At 74.6% G+C, this 16,578-nt stretch carries 14 protein-coding genes; 11 read left to right on the forward strand and 3 right to left on the reverse strand.

Annotated elements, in window-relative coordinates; genetic code table 11:
* Nucleotides 1–373: 373 nt before the first annotated feature.
* The 5 genes from ACSUPT_RS17420 to ACSUPT_RS17440 all read left to right on the forward strand — a co-directional run bounded on the left by ACSUPT_RS17420 (nucleotide 374) and on the right by ACSUPT_RS17440 (nucleotide 7,709).
* A complete protein-coding gene (locus tag ACSUPT_RS17420) occupies nucleotides 374–2,200 on the forward strand; it encodes a serine/threonine-protein kinase (RefSeq protein WP_436944873.1) in 1,827 nt (608 codons plus the stop codon).
* A 63-nt stretch (nucleotides 2,201–2,263) separates the two neighbouring features.
* Nucleotides 2,264–3,463: a cyclic dehypoxanthinyl futalosine synthase gene (mqnC, locus tag ACSUPT_RS17425; protein ID WP_436944874.1), complete on the forward strand. Its 1,200-nt coding sequence runs from the start codon at nucleotides 2,264–2,266 to the stop codon at nucleotides 3,461–3,463.
* 7 nt (nucleotides 3,464–3,470) lie between these two features.
* Nucleotides 3,471–4,070 (forward strand): hypothetical protein, encoded by a 600-nt coding sequence (locus ACSUPT_RS17430; RefSeq protein ID WP_436944875.1) that lies wholly within the window; start codon nucleotides 3,471–3,473, stop codon nucleotides 4,068–4,070.
* Between the two features lie 241 nt (nucleotides 4,071–4,311).
* Nucleotides 4,312–5,013 (forward strand): demethylmenaquinone methyltransferase, encoded by a 702-nt coding sequence (locus ACSUPT_RS17435; RefSeq protein ID WP_436944877.1) that lies wholly within the window; start codon nucleotides 4,312–4,314, stop codon nucleotides 5,011–5,013.
* Between the two features lie 128 nt (nucleotides 5,014–5,141).
* Nucleotides 5,142–7,709 carry a hypothetical protein gene (locus ACSUPT_RS17440; protein WP_436944878.1) on the forward strand — a complete coding sequence of 856 codons (2,568 nt, stop codon included), beginning with the start codon at nucleotides 5,142–5,144 and terminating at the stop codon, nucleotides 7,707–7,709.
* 6 nt (nucleotides 7,710–7,715) lie between these two features.
* Here the strand turns inward: ACSUPT_RS17440 and ACSUPT_RS17445 are convergent, their stop codons facing one another.
* The gene (locus ACSUPT_RS17445; RefSeq protein ID WP_351966727.1) at nucleotides 7,716–8,261 is read right to left on the reverse strand and encodes a GNAT family N-acetyltransferase; all 546 of its coding nucleotides are present in this window, start codon (nucleotides 8,259–8,261) and stop codon (nucleotides 7,716–7,718) included.
* Nucleotides 8,262–8,357: 96 nt separating this feature from the next.
* Between ACSUPT_RS17445 and ACSUPT_RS17450 the strand changes: the two genes are divergently transcribed.
* Complete coding sequence (locus ACSUPT_RS17450) at nucleotides 8,358–9,644, forward strand: geranylgeranyl reductase family protein (protein WP_351966728.1); 1,287 nt, start codon at nucleotides 8,358–8,360, stop codon at nucleotides 9,642–9,644.
* Between the two features lie 77 nt (nucleotides 9,645–9,721).
* Here the strand turns inward: ACSUPT_RS17450 and ACSUPT_RS17455 are convergent, their stop codons facing one another.
* Nucleotides 9,722–10,780 (reverse strand): GlxA family transcriptional regulator, encoded by a 1,059-nt coding sequence (locus tag ACSUPT_RS17455; protein WP_436944881.1) that lies wholly within the window; start codon nucleotides 10,778–10,780, stop codon nucleotides 9,722–9,724.
* Between the two features lie 122 nt (nucleotides 10,781–10,902).
* Between ACSUPT_RS17455 and ACSUPT_RS17460 the strand changes: the two genes are divergently transcribed.
* Nucleotides 10,903–11,778: an NAD(P)-dependent oxidoreductase gene (locus ACSUPT_RS17460; RefSeq protein ID WP_436944882.1), complete on the forward strand. Its 876-nt coding sequence runs from the start codon at nucleotides 10,903–10,905 to the stop codon at nucleotides 11,776–11,778.
* Nucleotides 11,779–12,021: 243 nt separating this feature from the next.
* On the opposite strand, the gene ACSUPT_RS17465 is transcribed toward ACSUPT_RS17460, so the two are convergent.
* Nucleotides 12,022–12,855, reverse strand: coding sequence for a C40 family peptidase (locus ACSUPT_RS17465; RefSeq protein ID WP_351966731.1), 834 nt, complete (start codon nucleotides 12,853–12,855; stop codon nucleotides 12,022–12,024).
* Between the two features lie 720 nt (nucleotides 12,856–13,575).
* On the opposite strand from ACSUPT_RS17465, the gene ACSUPT_RS17470 reads away from it, so the two are divergent.
* Genes ACSUPT_RS17470 through ACSUPT_RS17485 form a run of 4 tightly spaced genes read left to right on the forward strand, consistent with a single transcriptional unit; the run spans nucleotide 13,576 to nucleotide 16,574 of the window.
* Complete coding sequence (locus ACSUPT_RS17470) at nucleotides 13,576–13,935, forward strand: NADH-quinone oxidoreductase subunit A (protein WP_010470881.1); 360 nt, start codon at nucleotides 13,576–13,578, stop codon at nucleotides 13,933–13,935.
* A gap of 19 nt (nucleotides 13,936–13,954) precedes the next feature.
* Nucleotides 13,955–14,509 (forward strand): NuoB/complex I 20 kDa subunit family protein, encoded by a 555-nt coding sequence (locus ACSUPT_RS17475; protein WP_351966732.1) that lies wholly within the window; start codon nucleotides 13,955–13,957, stop codon nucleotides 14,507–14,509.
* Nucleotides 14,506–15,243: an NADH-quinone oxidoreductase subunit C gene (locus ACSUPT_RS17480; protein WP_351966733.1), complete on the forward strand. Its 738-nt coding sequence runs from the start codon at nucleotides 14,506–14,508 to the stop codon at nucleotides 15,241–15,243. Before ACSUPT_RS17475 ends, ACSUPT_RS17480 begins: the two co-directional genes overlap by 4 nt.
* The gene (locus ACSUPT_RS17485) at nucleotides 15,240–16,574 is read left to right on the forward strand and encodes an NADH-quinone oxidoreductase subunit D (protein ID WP_351966734.1); all 1,335 of its coding nucleotides are present in this window, start codon (nucleotides 15,240–15,242) and stop codon (nucleotides 16,572–16,574) included. Before ACSUPT_RS17480 ends, ACSUPT_RS17485 begins: the two co-directional genes overlap by 4 nt.
* Nucleotides 16,575–16,578: the final 4 nt, after the last annotated feature.

Genomic DNA, 16,578 nt, shown 5'->3' on the forward strand with positions numbered 1-16,578 from the left:
GGGTTCGGGTGGGCGGTGCTTGCGGTCTCCGGCAGGTGCGGGGGCTCTTCCGGACTACGGCCGGATAGATGGCGCCGCGGGCGGACCGGTTGGCCCGGCGGCGCGGCCAATCCCCGTGATCCCGCCCACCGGGGGCTCTACGCTGCTGTCCGGCACGCGGTACGGGCGGGCGGCCGCGGTACGCGCGGGTGGTGCGGCACGGGCCGCCGTACGTGCGGGTGTTGCGGCACGGGCCGCCGTACGGGCGTGGCGCCGCGCGCCGTCGTGCGGGCGTGGCGCCGCGGGCCGTCGTGCGGGCGTGGCGCCGCGGGCCGTCGTGCGGGCGTGGCGGTACGGGGACGAGTACGGGCACCGGAGCGGGGGGAGCGGGCGGATGCGACCGCTGGAGGCGGACGAGCCGCGGGCGATCGGCCCGTACCGGCTGCTGGGCAGGCTGGGTTCGGGCGGCATGGGCCGCGTCTACCTGGCCCGCAGCGAGGGCGGCCGCACGGTGGCCGTGAAGGCCGTGCACCCGCACTTCGCGCTGGACGAGGAGTTCCGCGCCCGGTTCCGCCGCGAGGTCGACTCCGCCCGGCGGGTCGGCGGCCGGTGGACCGCGCCCGTGCTGGACGCCGACCCGGACGCTCCGGTGCCCTGGATCGCCACCGGGTACGTCGCCGGGCCCTCCCTCACCCAGGCCGTGACCGCCCACGGGCCGCTGCCCGAACGGTCCGTGCGGGTGCTGGGCGCCGGTCTCGCCGAGGCCCTCGCCGCCGTCCACGCGCACGGCCTGGTCCACCGGGACGTCAAGCCCTCCAACGTGCTGCTCGCCCTCGACGGCCCCCGGCTCATCGACTTCGGCATCGCCCGCGCCCTGGACGGCACCGCGTCGCTCACCTCCACGGGGGTGTCCGTCGGCTCGCCCGGCTACATGTCGCCGGAGCAGATCCTCGGCAAGGCCGGCGGGACCGGGGTGACCGGCGCGTCCGACGTCTTCTCGCTGGGCGCGGTCCTCGCGTACGCGGCGACGGGCACCGCGCCGTTCTCGGGCGACTCGTCGGCGGCGCTGCTGTACAAGGTCGTCCACGAGGAACCCGAGCTCGACCCGGCGCTGACCGGACCGCTGCGGGACACCGTCGCCGCGTGCCTCGCCAAGGACCCGGCGGCGCGCCCCGCCCCGGCCGAGCTGGCCGCGCGCCTGGCCCCGCGCCCGGACGCCGGCGGGGCGGAGCCGGGCGGGACCCCGGGCGGCGGATGGCTGCCGGCGGTGGTGGTGGAGGAGGTCAGCCGCGCGGCCGTACGGCTCCTCGACCTGGAGCCGGCGCGGGAGGCGGTGGACGGGGGCGCGTCGGGCCCCGTGCCGTTCAGCAGCGCCGCCGTGGCCCCGCCCGCGCCCACCGCCCGGCCCGCGCCCACCGCCCCGGCCGCGGCCCCCGACCCGGCCGCGGCCCCCGACCCGGCCGTCCCGGCCCCTGCGGCCGCAGCGGCACCGCCCGTCCCCGGCACCCCGCCCGTCCCCGGCAACCCGCCCGCCCCCGCCGGGCAGCCCGCAGCCGGGCGGGCCCCAGCCGGGCGGGCCGACGACGCCTCCGTGCCGACCATGGACGCCGTCCCGCCGCCCCGCAGGCACCCCGTCTCGGTGTCCGTCACCGCCGGTTCCGAGCCCGCCGGGCCCCGCGGCGGGCGGCGGCTGAGCTGCACCGTCGCCCTCGCCGTGGCGGGCGCGCTGGCCGCCGTGACCGTGGGCGCCGCCGTCCTGTTCGACCTCCTGCCGGGCGGCGGCACCGACGACACCGCCCAGCAGCCGCCCGCCGCCGGCGGCGGGACGACCGCCGCCTCCACCGCCCCCGCGGGCGCCGGCGTCCCCAGGGCGTTCCTCGGCACGTGGAAGGGCCGGGCCACCGCCGGGACCGGCGCCATCGGGGACATCCCGGCCGGCACCTTCACCGTGACGCTCAAGGGCGGCCGGGCCGGGCAGGAGGTCGGCCGCGTCCGCCAGCACGACATCCTCGGCAACTTCATCTGCGAGGACACCCTCGTCCTGCGCACCGCCACCGCCGACACCCTCGTCACCAAGGGCTCCGCGAGCGACGCCTCGACGGGCGTGTGCACCGGCGGCACCCACACCGTGACCCTGCGGCTGGAGGACGGCAAGCTCCACTACGTGTCCGACGACGCCGCCGCCGGGCGGCCCCGCGCCACCCTGGACCGCGCGGAATAGCCGTCAGGGCGCTGGCGTAGGCTGGTCCGGTCCGTCCGCAAGCAGGCGAAAGGTACGCAACCGGTGACCGAGAAGGCCGACCTCCAGTCCGTTCTCGACCGCGCCGCCGCCGGGGGGCGGATCACACCGGAGGAGGCGCTCGACCTCTACCGCTCCGCGCCGCTGCACGCCCTCGGCGCGGCCGCCGACGCCGCCCGGCGCCGCCGCTACGCCGGTACGGAGCACATCGCGACGTACATCATCGAGCGCAACATCAACTACACCAACGTCTGCGTGACGGCCTGCAAGTTCTGCGCCTTCTACGCCCCGCCCAAGGACACCGCCAAGGGCTGGACCCGCGACCTCGACGACATCCTGCGCCGCTGCGCCGAGACGGTCGAGCTGGGCGGCACGCAGATCATGTTCCAGGGCGGCCACCACCCGGACTACGGCGTGGAGTACTACGAGAAGCACTTCGCCGCCATCAAGGAGGCGTTCCCGCAGCTCGTCATCCACAGCCTGGGCGCGTCCGAGGTCGAGCACATGGCGCGGATCTCCGGCGTGAGCGTCGAGGAGGCCATCCGCCGCATCCACGCCGCGGGCCTCGACTCGTTCGCGGGCGCGGGCGCCGAGCTGCTGCCGGAGCGGCCGCGCAAGGCGATCGCCCCGCTCAAGGAGTCCGGCGAGCGCTGGCTGGAGATCATGGAGATCGCCCACAACCTGGGCGTCGAGTCCACCTCCACGATGCTGATGGGCACCGGCGAGACGAACGCCGAGCGCATCGAGCACCTGCGCATGATCCGCGACGTGCAGGACCGGACGGGCGGCTTCCGCGCGTTCATCCCGTACACGTACCAGCCGGAGAACAACCATCTGAAGGGCCGCACGCAGGCCACGCTCTTCGAGTACCTGCGCATGATCGCCATCGCGCGGCTGTTCCTCGACAACGTCGCCCACATCCAGGGCTCCTGGCTCACCACGGGCAAGGAGGTCGGCCAGCTGTCGCTGCACTACGGCGCCGACGACCTCGGCTCGATCATGCTGGAGGAGAACGTCGTCTCCTCCGCCGGCGCCCGGCACCAATCCAACCGGCTGGAGATCATCGACCTGATCCGCAAGGCCGGCCGCGTCCCGGCGCAGCGGACGACGACGTACGAGCACATCGTCGTCCACGACGACCCGGCGAACGACCCGGTGGACGACCGCGTCGTCTCGCACATCTCGTCCACGGCCATCGAGGGCGGCACGGCCCACCCCGAGCTGAAGCTCCTCGACGCCAACTGATCCGCGCGTGCTGACGATCCACACGGCGGGTGGGCGGGGCGTCGCCGTCGACGGCGCCCTGATCGCCGCCGTCGGCCCGTACGAGGAGCTGATCGCCGCCCGTCCGGGCGCCCGCGTCCGGCGCTGGCCCGGTGTGCTCACCCCCGGCCTGATCAACCCGTACGGCCCCGAGCTGCTCGAAGAGGCGTACCACCCGGACCCGCGCGAGGCGGACGAGCTGGGCACCGAGCCGATCACCGGGGCCGCCCTCGCGGCGCTCGCCCCGGCCGAGGCGCGCAGGGGCGGCAGCGCCCGGCGCGGCGTGCAGCGGCTCCTCGCCCACGGCACGGTCGCCGTCGCGGGCGAGCCCCGCACCCCTGCCGTACGGGACGCGGTGCGCCGCGCCGGTCTCGGCGTCGTCCCGCGCGACGGGCGGCCGGAGGGGGTGCCGTCGCCGGACCCGTTCGCCTCGGGCGGGCCCGTCGTGTGGGCGGGGCCGCTGCGGGCGGGCGGACCGGCCCGGTTCGCCGTCTTCGACGTACCGGACCTCGCGGAGCTGCCCGCGCGGGGGGCCTCCGCCTGCGTGGCCACCGTCCTGGACGGGCGGCTGGTCTACCGCGCGGCGTGAACGGCGGCCCCGGCGCCGCCCTTTCGGCCCCCGCGCCCCGGTCCGCCGCCCGGCCCGCGCCCCGGCCTGCCGCCCGGCCCCGCGCCCCGGCCCGCGCCCCGGTCCGCCGCCCGGCCCTAGGACCGGACCAGGCGGCCCGTACCGAAACCCACCAAGGCCCCCCACCAAGGCCCGTACCGCGTCCCCGACGCGCGGCCGACCGGGCGCCGGCCGTGCCGGGCCGCCTGCTTGAATGGGGCGCGTGACCCGAGCAACGCTGGACAAGCAGCCGCACGAAGTCGCCACGATGTTCGACCACGTCGCGGCGAACTACGACCTCACCAACGACGTGCTCTCCCTCTTCCAGGACCGGCGCTGGCGCCGCGAGGTGGCGCGGGCCGTCGAGGCCCGGCCGGGCCAGCGGGTCCTCGACCTGGCGGCCGGCACCGGCACCTCCTCGCTGCCGTTCGTGGAGGAGGGCGCGTACGTCGTGCCGTGCGACTTCTCCCTCGGCATGCTCCGCGAGGGCAAGAAGCGCCACCCCTGGCTGCCGCTCACGGCCGGCGACGCGATGCGGCTGCCGTTCCGCGACGGCGCCTTCGACGCGGTGACCATCTCCTTCGGGCTGCGCAACGTCCAGGACACGGACGCGGCGCTGCGCGAGCTGTACCGGGTGACCCGGCCGGGCGGACGCGTCGTGATCTGCGAGTTCTCGCACGCGACCTGGGCGCCGTTCCGCAAGGTGTACGAGGAGTACCTGATGCGGGCGCTGCCGCCGGTCGCGCGCGCCGTGTCGTCCAACCCGGACGCGTACGTGTACCTCGCCGAGTCCATCCAGAGCTGGCCCGGACAGCGGGAGCTGGCCGGGCTGCTCCAGAAGGCCGGCTGGTCCAAGGTGGCCTGGCGGAACCTGTCGGGCGGCATCGTCGCCCTGCACCGGGGCTACAAGCCGCTGGACGGGTAAGGGATTTGACGGGGCGTCGCCAGCGGGGAGGATAGGGGCCCGACCCCGTCTCCCGGCATCCGGAGCAGCCCATGGCGTCGCCCTGCCCTCACTGCGGGACCTCCTCCCCGGAGGAGGCCCGCTTCTGCATGAACTGCGGCCGGGAGCGCGGCGCCCCGGCGTCCGGGCCCGCCGCACCGCCGGATGCCCCCGCCGCACCCGCCGCCCCGCCCCCGCCCGCCGGCCCGCCGCCCACCGGTGGCCCCGCCGGCCCTCCGCCCGCCGGTGCGCCCGCCCCGCCCGCGTACGGCCCCGGACAGGCCCCCGCGTACGCGCCGGGCGGCCCCGCGCCCGCGTACGCGCCGGGCCAGGTGCCCGTCCCTCCGCCCGGCGGACCGGCCGGGCCGCCTCCCGGATACGCCCCCGGACCCGTACCGCCCTCGCCCGCCGCCGTGTTCCTGCGCCGCGCGTTCCGGGGCGCCTGGGCGCCCGCCCTGCGGGCCGCCGCCTGGCCGACCGGGCTGCTCCTCGCGCTCGCGGTCGCCCTGGCGGTCCCCTCGTACGGCCAGGACCCGGGCGACGACGTCTTCGTCGGATGGAGCGCCCGGTTGCGGATCGCGCTGGCGCTGCTGCTCCAGGCGTTCGGCGGCGGCTTCGCGCTCGAGGCGGCCACGCCCGGCTTCCGGTACGACGACGGCGACGGGTCCGGCTTCCACGACGGCGGCTACGGGTACGGCTCCGACGCCGCGCTCGCGCGGGGCGGCGCCGAACTGTCCCTCGTCCCGCTGACGGTGACCTTCCTGTGGATCGGCGCGCTGTACCTCGCCGCCCGGAGGCTGCGCGCGCGGGGCGCCGGGGCGGACGCGGCCGTGCGGGTCGCGCTGCCCGCGGCGGGCGCCGTCCTGCTGCTCGGGCTGTTCGCCCAGCCGGAGATCGCCGGGGTCGCGGTGTCGGCCTCGCCCGTGACGGCCGCCCTGGTGGCCCTCGCCCTGGCCCTGGCGGTGACGGCCGGGGTGCTCCAGCGCGACGACCTGGCCCGCCGGCTGGCCGTACGGCCCGGAGCCCTCGCGGCGGTACGCGCCCTGGGGGCGGCGACCCGCGCCCTCGGCGTCGTGCTGGCGCTGTGCGCGCTGGTCGGCTTCGTCGTGTACGCCAACACCGACGGCGTCGACGGCACCGCGCTCCTGCTGGCCCTGACGATCCTGCCGAACCTCGGCGCCACCGTCCTGGCCATCGCCTGGGGCGCGCCGGTCGAGTACGACCTGCGGGGCCGGTTCGGGCTGCTCGGCTCGGGCGCGGAGCACGGCACGGTCGGCCTCGGCGAGGTCGGCGACGAATGGGGTGGCGGCGCGGTGGCCGGGCTGCTCGCCCTGGGCGCCGTCTGCGCGCTGACGGCCGGGCTGTGGGCCGCTCGCCGGGTCGCGGGGCGGGGCGGGCAGGCGCTGGCCGGCGGACTGTTCCTCGCGCTGTACCTGCTCGTCACGGGGGCGAGCGGGATCGGCATCCGACTGGCGGGCGAGTACGACGACTTCGGCGCCGACGGGTACTTCGAGGTGGCCCCGAGCGTCCCGGACGCGCTGCTGTTCGGGCTGCTGTGGGTGGCGGGCGCGGTCCTCGCGGCGCCGTACCTGCTGCGCCTGACGGGCGGTACGGGCGGCCCCGGCGGGCCGGGCCGGGGCGGGACGGTGCCGCCCCGGGTGCCGCCGCAGCCGGGCGCTCCGACGACGCCCCCGTTCCCCGCACCGGGCGGCCCCGCGCCGGCAGGTCCCGCGCCCACGGGCCCCGCACCGGGCGGCCCGGCGCCCGCAGGTCCCGCGCCGGCAGGCCCGGCGCCCGCAGGTCCCGCGCCCACGGGCCCCGCACCGGGCGGGCCCACCGCCGACGTGCCACACCCGGACGCACAGGAGCCGGTACGGCACCCGGACGCACAGCGGCCCGGCGCGCCGCACCCCGGCGCCCCGGAGGCCGCCCGCGCTCCCCGGCGCGGGCGGGGGGTGCTGCTCTGGGGCGGGGCGCTCGTCGTGGCGTTCGCCGTGGGTGGCGGGGTCACCACCGGCATCCTGATGCTCAAGGACAAGACGCGGCCCGGCATCACGGTCCACCCGCGCCCCGGCGCCGAACCGGTCGCCGACCCCGCCGCCGGCGCCGCCACCCCCCGCACGACCCCCGCCCCGCAGACGCCCACCGCGCCGGAGTCGGCACCGGTCCCGGAGGCCACGCCCGCGCCCGGCGGAGCCGCCGCCGGCGCGCCCACCACCGCGCCGACCGTGCCGGAGGGGTACGAAATGGCCGTGGACACGGCCGGGTTCGCGTTCGCGGTGCCCGCCGGGTGGGAGCGCGTCTCCGAGAAGCAGGGCCAGATCACCTACGCGGGGCCGACCGGAATGAGCCACTTCCTGGTCGGCGTCGTCCACGACGCCCCCTACACGCCGCTGGAGAACCTCACCTCCCTGGAGGCCAACTCCCGCAAGAACCGGGCCGACTACCAGCGGGTGCGGCTGGAGGCGAACACCTTCCAGGGGCGGCCCGGAGCGATCTGGGAGTACACGTACACGGACGAGGCGGGCGAGACGGTCCACGCCGCCGACCAGTCGTACATCGCCGACGACGGCACCGAGTACGCCGTCTACTTCACCGCCCGCGAGCGCGACTGGTCCGAGGCCCGCGAGGCGTTCGACACCGCGCTCGCCACCTGGACGCTGAACGACGTGGACTGACCGCGCTCAGGCCCGCAGCTCCAGCCCGAAGCGGTGGCCCAGCTCGTCCGCGCGGCCCGGGAGGGGGCTCGTGTCCTGAAGGGCCATGCCGAGGCGGCGGGTGACGGCGATGGAGCGCTCGTTGCGCGCGTTCACCATGGCGACGACGCGCTCCACGCCCGCCGCCCGCACCCGCTCCAGCGTCTCGCGGGCGGCGGCCGTCGCGTACCCCCGGCCCCAGGCGCGGCGGGCCAGCCGCCAGCCGATCTCGATCTCCCCGACCGGGCCCCACGGGTGCGGCCACGGCTGGGCACCGGTGAAGCCGACGACCTCGCCCTCGTCGTCCAGCAGCGTCCACAGGCAGAAGCCCAGTTCGGCGTCGTGGCGCCGCTGCCGGGCCGTGAACTCCTGGTAGACCGAGAGCTCGGCGGACCGGCCGCCGTGGAACTCCATCACCTCCGGGTCGTCGAACACGCGGTGCCACGCGTACGCGTCCTCCTCCGTCGGCACGCGCAGGCGGAAGGCCGGCCCCTCGGCGGGCCGGGTGTCGGCGGCGTGGAGCAGGTCGGTCATCGAGGGTGCCCTTCGGCTCGGGGAACGGCGGGTGACCATAGACTGCCCATGTCCCGTGCTTTCGGCACGCCATTTCGAGCTCCGGGAGAAGCCGCCGTGACCGAGACCCCCTCCGAGCACACCGCAGATGTGATCGTCGTCGGGGCGGGCCCGGCGGGCTCCACCACCGCGTACTACCTCGCGAAGGCGGGGCTCGACGTGCTGCTGCTGGAGAAGACCGCGTTCCCGCGCGAGAAGGTGTGCGGCGACGGCCTCACCCCGCGCGCCACCAAGCAGCTCGTCGCCATGGGCATCGACATCTCCGAGGAAGCCGGCTGGCTGCGCAACAAGGGCCTGCGGATCATCGGCGGCGGCGTCCGCCTCCAGCTGGACTGGCCGGAGCTCGCCTCGTACCCGGACTACGGACTGGTCCGCAAGCGCGACGACTTCGACGAGCAGCTCGCCCGGCAGGCGCAGAAGGCCGGGGCGCGGCTGTACGAGCGGTGCAACGTCGGCGAGCCGGTCACCGACCCCCGCACGGGCCGGATCACGGGCGTCCACGCCAAGCTGGGCGAGGAGAAGAGGCCCGTCACCTTCCACGCGCCGCTGGTCGTCGCCGCCGACGGCAACTCCAGCCGGCTGTCCCTCGCGATGGGGCTGCACCGGCGCGAGGACCGGCCGATGGGCGTCGCCGTCCGCACGTACTTCACGACGCCCCGCCACGACGACGACTACCTGGAGTCCTGGCTGGAGCTGTGGGACCGGCGCGGTCCCGGCCCGGACCGGCTGTTGCCCGGCTACGGCTGGATCTTCGGCATGGGCGACGGCACGTCCAACGTGGGCCTCGGCATCCTCAACTCCTCCTCCGCGTTCCGGGAGCTGGACTGGCGGGAGGTCCTCAAGGCCTGGTGCGCGTCCATGCCGGAGGACTGGGGCTTCACGCCGGACAACATGACGATGCCGATCCGCGGGGCCGCCCTGCCGATGGCGTTCAACCGGCAGCCGCACTACACACGGGGGCTGCTGCTCGTCGGCGACGCGGGCGGCCTGGTCAACCCGTTCAACGGCGAGGGCATCGCCTACGCCATGGAGTCCGGGCAGCTGGCCGCCGACGTGATCGTCCAGGCGCACGCCCGCGCGACGGACGCCCAGCGCGAGCGCGCCCTGCACGCCTACCCGCAGGCCCTGAAGGACACCTACGGCGGCTACTACACGCTGGGCCGCGCGTTCGTGAAGCTCATCGGCAACCCGAAGGTCATGCGGATCGCCACCCAGCGCGGCCTGACGCACCCGATGCTGATGCGCTTCACGCTGAAGATGCTGGCCAATCTGACGGACCCGACGGGCGGCGACGCGATGGACCGCATCATCAACGGCCTGTCGAAGGTGGCCCCGAAGGCCTGACGGCCCGGCCGTCCCCTCCCGCGCGCCGCCCGACGGCCGGCGTCCCGTGGCCGGCCGTCCAGTCACCGCCCCTCGCGTCAGCGCACCGCCGTCCCCGCGCCGCCCGCCGGGGCCCCGGCCTTCGCGGCAGGGGCCTGGGGCGTCGGGAACGAGCGGCGGTACGCGGTGGGGGAGACGCCGACCGCGCGGGTGAAGTGGCGGCGCAGGTTCGCCGCCGTGCCCAGACCGCTGCGTTCGCCGATCCGCTCCACCGGCAGGTCCGTGGACTCCAGCAGCATCTGCGCGCGGGCGATGCGCTGCTGGAGCAGCCACCGCATCGGCGTGGTGCCGGTGGCCTCCAGGAGGCGGCGGTGGAAGGTGCGCGGGCTCATCCGGGCGCGGCGGGCCAGGTCGTTGACGGTGAGCGGCTCCGCCAGGTGCTCGACCGCCCACTGGAGGACCGGGCCGAGGCCCTCGTCGCCGGCCGGGGGGAGCGGGGCCTCGATGAACTGCGCCTGCCCGCCCGCGCGGTGGGCGTGCACGACGAGCCGCCGCGCCAGCTGGTTGGCGACGTGCGCCCCGAGGTCGCGGCGCACCAGGTGCAGGCACAGGTCCAGGGCGGCGGTGGCGCCCGCGCTGGTCAGGACGGAGCCGTCGTCGGTGTAGAGCACCGAGTCGTCCACGGTCACCGACGGGTGGCGGGCTGCCAGTTCCGCGGTGTGCTGCCAGTGGGCCGTCGCCCGGCGCCCGTCCAGCAGCCCGGCCTCCGCCAGCGCGAACGCCCCCGTGCACAGCGACACCATGCGGGACCCCGAGGCCGCCGCCTCCCGCAGCGCCTCCACCAGGGCGGCGGGTATCTCCCGTCCGCCGTCGACGCACTCCTCCGGCACGGACGGCACGATGACCGTGTCCGCGCCCACGAGCGCGTCCAGGCCGTGCGCCGTACGCAGGGAGAAGCCCGGCCCGTACGGCTCCCCGGCGTCCCGGCCCGACGCGCCCCGGGGCTCGTCGGTGCACAGGCGCAGGCGGTACCAGGGGTTCGCGAGGTCCTCGTGCGGGATGCCGAACACGGCGAGCGCGATGGACAGTTCGTACATCTCCCACGGTGATATCCCGGCGTCCTGGAGGACGGCCACGGCGACGGTTCCGGCGCTCATGCACCGGAGCGTACGGCAGGAATCGTGCGCAGGCGGGCAGTCCTGCCCCTGTCCCCGCCCGGCGCCCGCTGCGAGGGTGGACAGCGCACAGGCAATCCGTACGCAGAGGGAGAAACAAGGCGATGAGCCGTGAAAGCGTCACCGTGCTCGGACTGGGGCAGATGGGAACGGCCCTGGCCGAGGCGTTCCTGGCGGCCGGTCACCCGACGACCGTCTGGAACCGCACCGCCGCCAAGGCGGACGCCCTGGCCGGGCGGGGCGCGTGCCGGGCCGCGACGGTCGCGGAGGCGGTCGAGGCGAGCGAGCTGGTCCTGGTGTGCGTGCTGGACTACGCGGCGGTGCGCGAGCTGCTCGACCCGGTGGCCGGCGGCCTGGCGGGCCGGACGCTGGTCAATGTGACGTCGGGCTCGCCGGAGCAGGCGCGGGAGACCGCCGCGTGGGCGGCCGGGCTCGGGGCGCGGTACCTGGACGGCGGGATCATGACGACGCCGCCGGGGGTCGGCAGCCGGGACAGCATGTTCCTGTACAGCGGTTCGCCCGAGGCGTTCGCGGCGCACCGGGAGACGCTCGCGGTGCTGGGCGACCCGATCGACCTCGGTGAGGACGCGGGGCTCGCCTCGCTGTACGACACGGGGCTGCTGGGGCTGATGTGGTCGGTGTTCGGCGGCTGGCTGCACGCCACCGCGCTGGCGGGCGCGGACGGCGTGGCGGCGCGGGCGTTCACGCCGGTGGCGGTGCGCTGGCTGTCGACGGTCGGGCTGTTCATGGAGCGGTACGCGGGCCAGATCGACGAGGGCGAGTACCCGGGCGACGACGCCACCATCGACGTGCAGCTGGCGGCGATCGAGCACCTGCTGCACGCGGGCCGCGCGCGGGGCGTCGACGGGCGGCTGCCCGAACTGCACCGGGAGCTGATGGCGAAGGCCGCCGCCGACGGGCACGGCGGCGACAGCTACGGGCGGCTCATCGAGGCGTTCCGCGGCCCGGAGCGGCCGTAGCGCCCGGCGGGTCCGGTGAGCCAAAGGCGCCCAAAGCGCCCGTAGCGCCCGGCTGCCGTAGCGCCCGGCTGCCGTTGCGGCGGACGGCCGGGCGCGGCCGTACGACCGGGCCCGGGCGCGGTCCGTACGACGGGGGACGCACCGGTACGGCGCCGCTCCGCGTGACCGGTGTACGCCGAGGGCCGTCGCTCCACCCCGAGCGGGGGAGCGACGGCCCTTCAGGCGTGTTGCGGTGCTGCCGCGTCAGAGGATGCGGACGGCGCCGGACGGCCGGTCCCAGTCGAGGGACTGCTCGACGACGCCCTTGCTGGGGTTCTGCGCGCCCACGAAGTTGCCGCCGCCGACGTAGATGGCGACGTGGTACGAGCCGCTGCGGCTGCCCCAGTAGAGGATGTCGCCCGGCTGGAGGTTGTCCAGCGAGACGGAGGTGCCCATGCTCGACTGCGCGCTGGAGACGCGCGGCAGGTCGATGCCGGCCTGGCGGTAGGCGGCCTGGACGAGGCCGGAGCAGTCCCAGGCGTTGGGGCCCGTGGCGCCCATGACGTACGCGTCGCCGACCTGGGCGCGCGCGAACGCCACGATGGCGGCGGCCGAACCGCTCGCGGGGGCGCTGTAGGAGGAGTCGCTGTCGCCGCCGCCGTCGCTGTCGGACGAGGCGGAGAGCGTGGTGCGCTCGGAGGTGCGCGAGGCGCGCTCCGCCTCGGCGCGGGCCTTCTCCTCGGCCTCCTTGGCCTTGCGCTCGGCCTCGGCCTTGCGCTCCGCCTCCGCCTTGGCCTTCTTGGCGTCCTTCGCCGCCTTGGCGGCCGCCGCGTCCTCCTGGGCCCGCAGGTCCTGGGCGAGCGCGTGCTGCTCGGTCGCCTCGGCGGAGGCGGCGACGGCGTTGGACAGCGCGCCGGACAGGTCCACGTTGGTGAGCGTGGGCATCTCGATGGTCTCGGTCACCGGCTCGGCCTGAGCGGGCGACGCGGCCACCGCGATGGTGCTGAGGACGCCACCGGCAACTCCGGCGCGCAGCGCGAGCTTCGACGAGCTGCGGCGGGGCTTCCGGTGGCTGGGTATGGGAGCGGTGTGGGACATGAGAACAACCGGTATCAGGGCTCCACGGTTCCCTTCAAGAAACGTGTGGTGCGCCACAGTTGCGTGCGGAGGCGCTGAATCCGCCCGGCGAGGGCCTTTATTGACGCCGTAACGGACATTTCAGGCCGAGGTGATCACGCCCGTGATCATGGGTTTTCCGCGAAACGTCCGAATTGCCGCCCGCCTACCACTGGTTGGCGCAGATGGCCAACCCCGCTTTTCTGGCCGCTCGGGGGAAGTGATGCAGGTCACTTTTGACGCCGCGTCGCTTGCGCCCGCCGTTCGTGAACCGGCGCACGCGTCCACCTCCGTCCCGCCGGGCCCCCCGCACGAGTGGGGTGACCTCCTTTATCACCCGGATGCGTCCAACTCGAATTTGCGTGTACGTGCCAGGGTTTGATAGTGCAGGGCCCCTCCGACCAGCGCTGATCGGCCAGAATGTCACGTATCGTCGCCACTCGGTCACGTCTGGTGTGAAGATCGGCGTTCATCCGAGTTCATGATCGTTCGACAGGTGGCAGAGATCACAAAGTCCTTGGCAACCCCCGTGTCGCAGATCACAGATCGACGGGCATAGGATGCGTTGCAGTCGGGCTTGTGAACTGCCTCACATGGAAGCGATCTTCCGGGGGTCACCGATCACCCGGAGACCCTTCGAGACGGTGCGACGGAAGCCCGCTGCGGTCCAACGGTCAAGGACGACTGGAAGGAGCGAGGAGCGTGAATGCGTACACGCCCATCCTCGTGCTCGGCGCCCTCGGGGCAGCGTTTGCGATCTTCTCCGTGGTCATGGCCACGCTCATCGGCCCGAGGAAGTACAACCGGGCGAAGCTCGAGGCGTACGAGTGCGGCATCGAGCCGACCCCGACGCCGGCCGGAGGTGGCCGCTTCCCGATCAAGTACTACCTGACGGCGATGCTCTTCATCGTCTTCGACATCGAGATCGTCTTCCTCTACCCCTGGGCCGTCACCTTCGACGCCCTGGGGCTTTTCGGGCTCGTGGAGATGCTCCTCTTCGTGCTCACGGTCTTCGTCGCCTACGCGTACGTATGGCGGCGCGGCGGCCTGGAATGGGACTGAGGGGCTGAAGGGCACACTCATGGGACTCGAAGAGAAGCTGCCGAGCGGATTTCTGCTGACGACGGTCGAACAGGCCGCGGGATGGGTGCGCAAGGCGTCCGTCTTCCCCGCGACCTTCGGCCTCGCCTGCTGCGCCATCGAGATGATGACCACCGGCGCCGGCCGGTACGACCTGGCCCGGTTCGGGATGGAGGTCTTCCGCGGCTCGCCGCGCCAGGCCGACCTGATGATCGTGGCCGGCCGGGTCAGCCAGAAGATGGCGCCGGTGCTGCGCCAGGTCTACGACCAGATGCCCGACCCGAAGTGGGTGATCTCCATGGGCGTCTGCGCCTCCTCCGGAGGCATGTTCAACAACTACGCGATCGTGCAGGGCGTCGACCACGTCGTACCGGTCGACATCTACCTGCCCGGCTGCCCGCCCCGTCCCGAGATGCTGCTGGACGCGATCCTCAAGCTCCACCAGAAGATCCAGTCGTCCAAGCTCGGCGTCAACGCGCGCGAAGCGGCCCGCGAGGCGGAGGAGGCGGCGCTCAAGGCCCTCCCGACGATCGAGATGAAGGGGCTGCTCCGGTGACCGACCAGTCCAGCCAGCCGAACCCCGAGAAGGACCTCGGCGCGCAGAACCTCCCCGGCCAGCGCGGCGACCTCGGGGAGGAGATCCGCGTCCAGCGCGGCATGTTCGGCGCCGCGAGCGGCGGGGACACCTCCGGCTACGGCGGCCTCGTCCGCTCCATCCGCCTCCCCGGACCGTCCACCCGGCCCTACGGCGGCTACTTCGACGAGGTCGCCGACGAGCTGGAGGGCGCCCTGGAGGAGCAGGGCCTCGTCCCTTCGAACGCGATCGAGAAGACCGTCGTCGACCGGGGCGAGCTCACCTTCCACATCGCGCGCGAGCACCTCGTCCGCGTCGCCCGCACCCTGCGCGACGACCCCGCCCTGCGCTTCGAGCTGTGCACGGGCGTCAGCGGCGTCCACTACCCCGGCGACACCGGCCGCGAGCTGCACGCGGTCTACCACCTGCGCTCGCTCACCCACGGGCGCCGCCTGCGCCTGGAGGTCAGCGCCCCCGACAGCGACCCGCACGTCCCGTCGCTCGTCGCCGTCTACCCGACCAACGACTGGCACGAGCGCGAGACGTACGACTTCTTCGGGCTGGTCTTCGACGGGCACCCCGCCCTGACCCGGATCATGATGCCGGACGACTGGCAGGGCCACCCGCAGCGCAAGGACTACCCCCTCGGCGGCATCCCCGTCGAGTACAAGGGCGCCCAGATCCCGGCTCCGGACCAGCGGAGGTCGTACTCGTGACCACTCCCAAGGCAACCCCCCAGGCCGAGCCCCGGGAGACGACCGAGGGCACCGTCTACACCGTCACCGGCGGCGACTGGGACGAGGTCGTCCAGTCCGCGGCGAAGGCCGACGACGAGCGGATCGTCGTCAACATGGGCCCCCAGCACCCGTCCACCCACGGCGTGCTCCGGCTCATCCTGGAGATCGACGGCGAGACCGTCACCGAGGCCCGCTGCGGCATCGGCTACCTCCACACCGGCATCGAGAAGAACCTCGAGTACCGGACGTGGACCCAGGGCACCACGTTCGTGACGCGCATGGACTACCTGACGTCGTTCTTCAACGAGACGGCGTACTGCCTCGGCGTGGAGAAGCTCCTCGGCATCGAGGACCAGATCCCCGACCGGGCCACCGTCGTCCGCGTCCTGCTCATGGAGCTCAACCGGCTCTCCTCGCACCTGGTGTGCATCGCCACCGGCGGCATGGAGCTGGGCGCCACCACGATCATGATCTACGGGTTCCGGGACCGCGAGATGATCCTGGACCTCTACGAGCTGATCACCGGCCTGCGCATGAACCACGCGTTCATCCGCCCCGGCGGCCTCGCCCAGGACCTGCCGCCCGGCGCCGTCGAGCAGATCCGCGAGTTCGTGCGGACCATGCGGAAGAACCTGCCGGAGTACGACAAGCTCGCCACCGGCAACCCCATCTTCAAGGCCCGCATGCAGGACATCGGCTACCTGGACCTCGCCGGCTGCATGGCCCTCGGCGCGACCGGGCCCATCCTGCGCTCGGCCGGCCTGCCGCACGACCTGCGCCGCGCCGAGCCGTACTGCGGCTACGAGACGTACGAGTTCGACGTGCCGACCGCGGACACCTGCGACGCCTACGGCCGGTTCCTGATCCGGCTGGAGGAGATGCGCCAGTCGCTGCGGATCATCGAGCAGTGCCTCGACCGGCTCGCCCCCGGCCCGGTCATGGTCGCCGACAAGAAGATCGCCTGGCCGGCGCAGCTGGCCCTCGGCCCCGACGGCCTGGGCAACTCCCTCGACCACATCAAGAAGATCATGGGCACCTCCATGGAGGCCCTGATCCACCACTTCAAGCTGGTCACCGAGGGCTTCCGGGTCCCGCCCGGCCAGGCGTACGCCGCCGTCGAGTCCCCCAAGGGCGAGCTGGGCGCGCACGTCGTCTCCGACGGCGGCACCCGCCCGTACCGGGTCCACTTCCGCGACCCGTCCTTCACCAACCTCCAGGCCATGGCGGCGATGTGCGAAGGCGGCCAGGTCGCCGACGTCATCGTCGCCGTCGCGTCCATCGACCCCGTGATGGGAGGCGTCGACCGGTGACCGA

Source organism: Streptomyces sp. SudanB25_2051 (assembly GCF_964272635.1).
Taxonomy (GTDB): Bacteria; Actinomycetota; Actinomycetes; order Streptomycetales; family Streptomycetaceae; genus Streptomyces.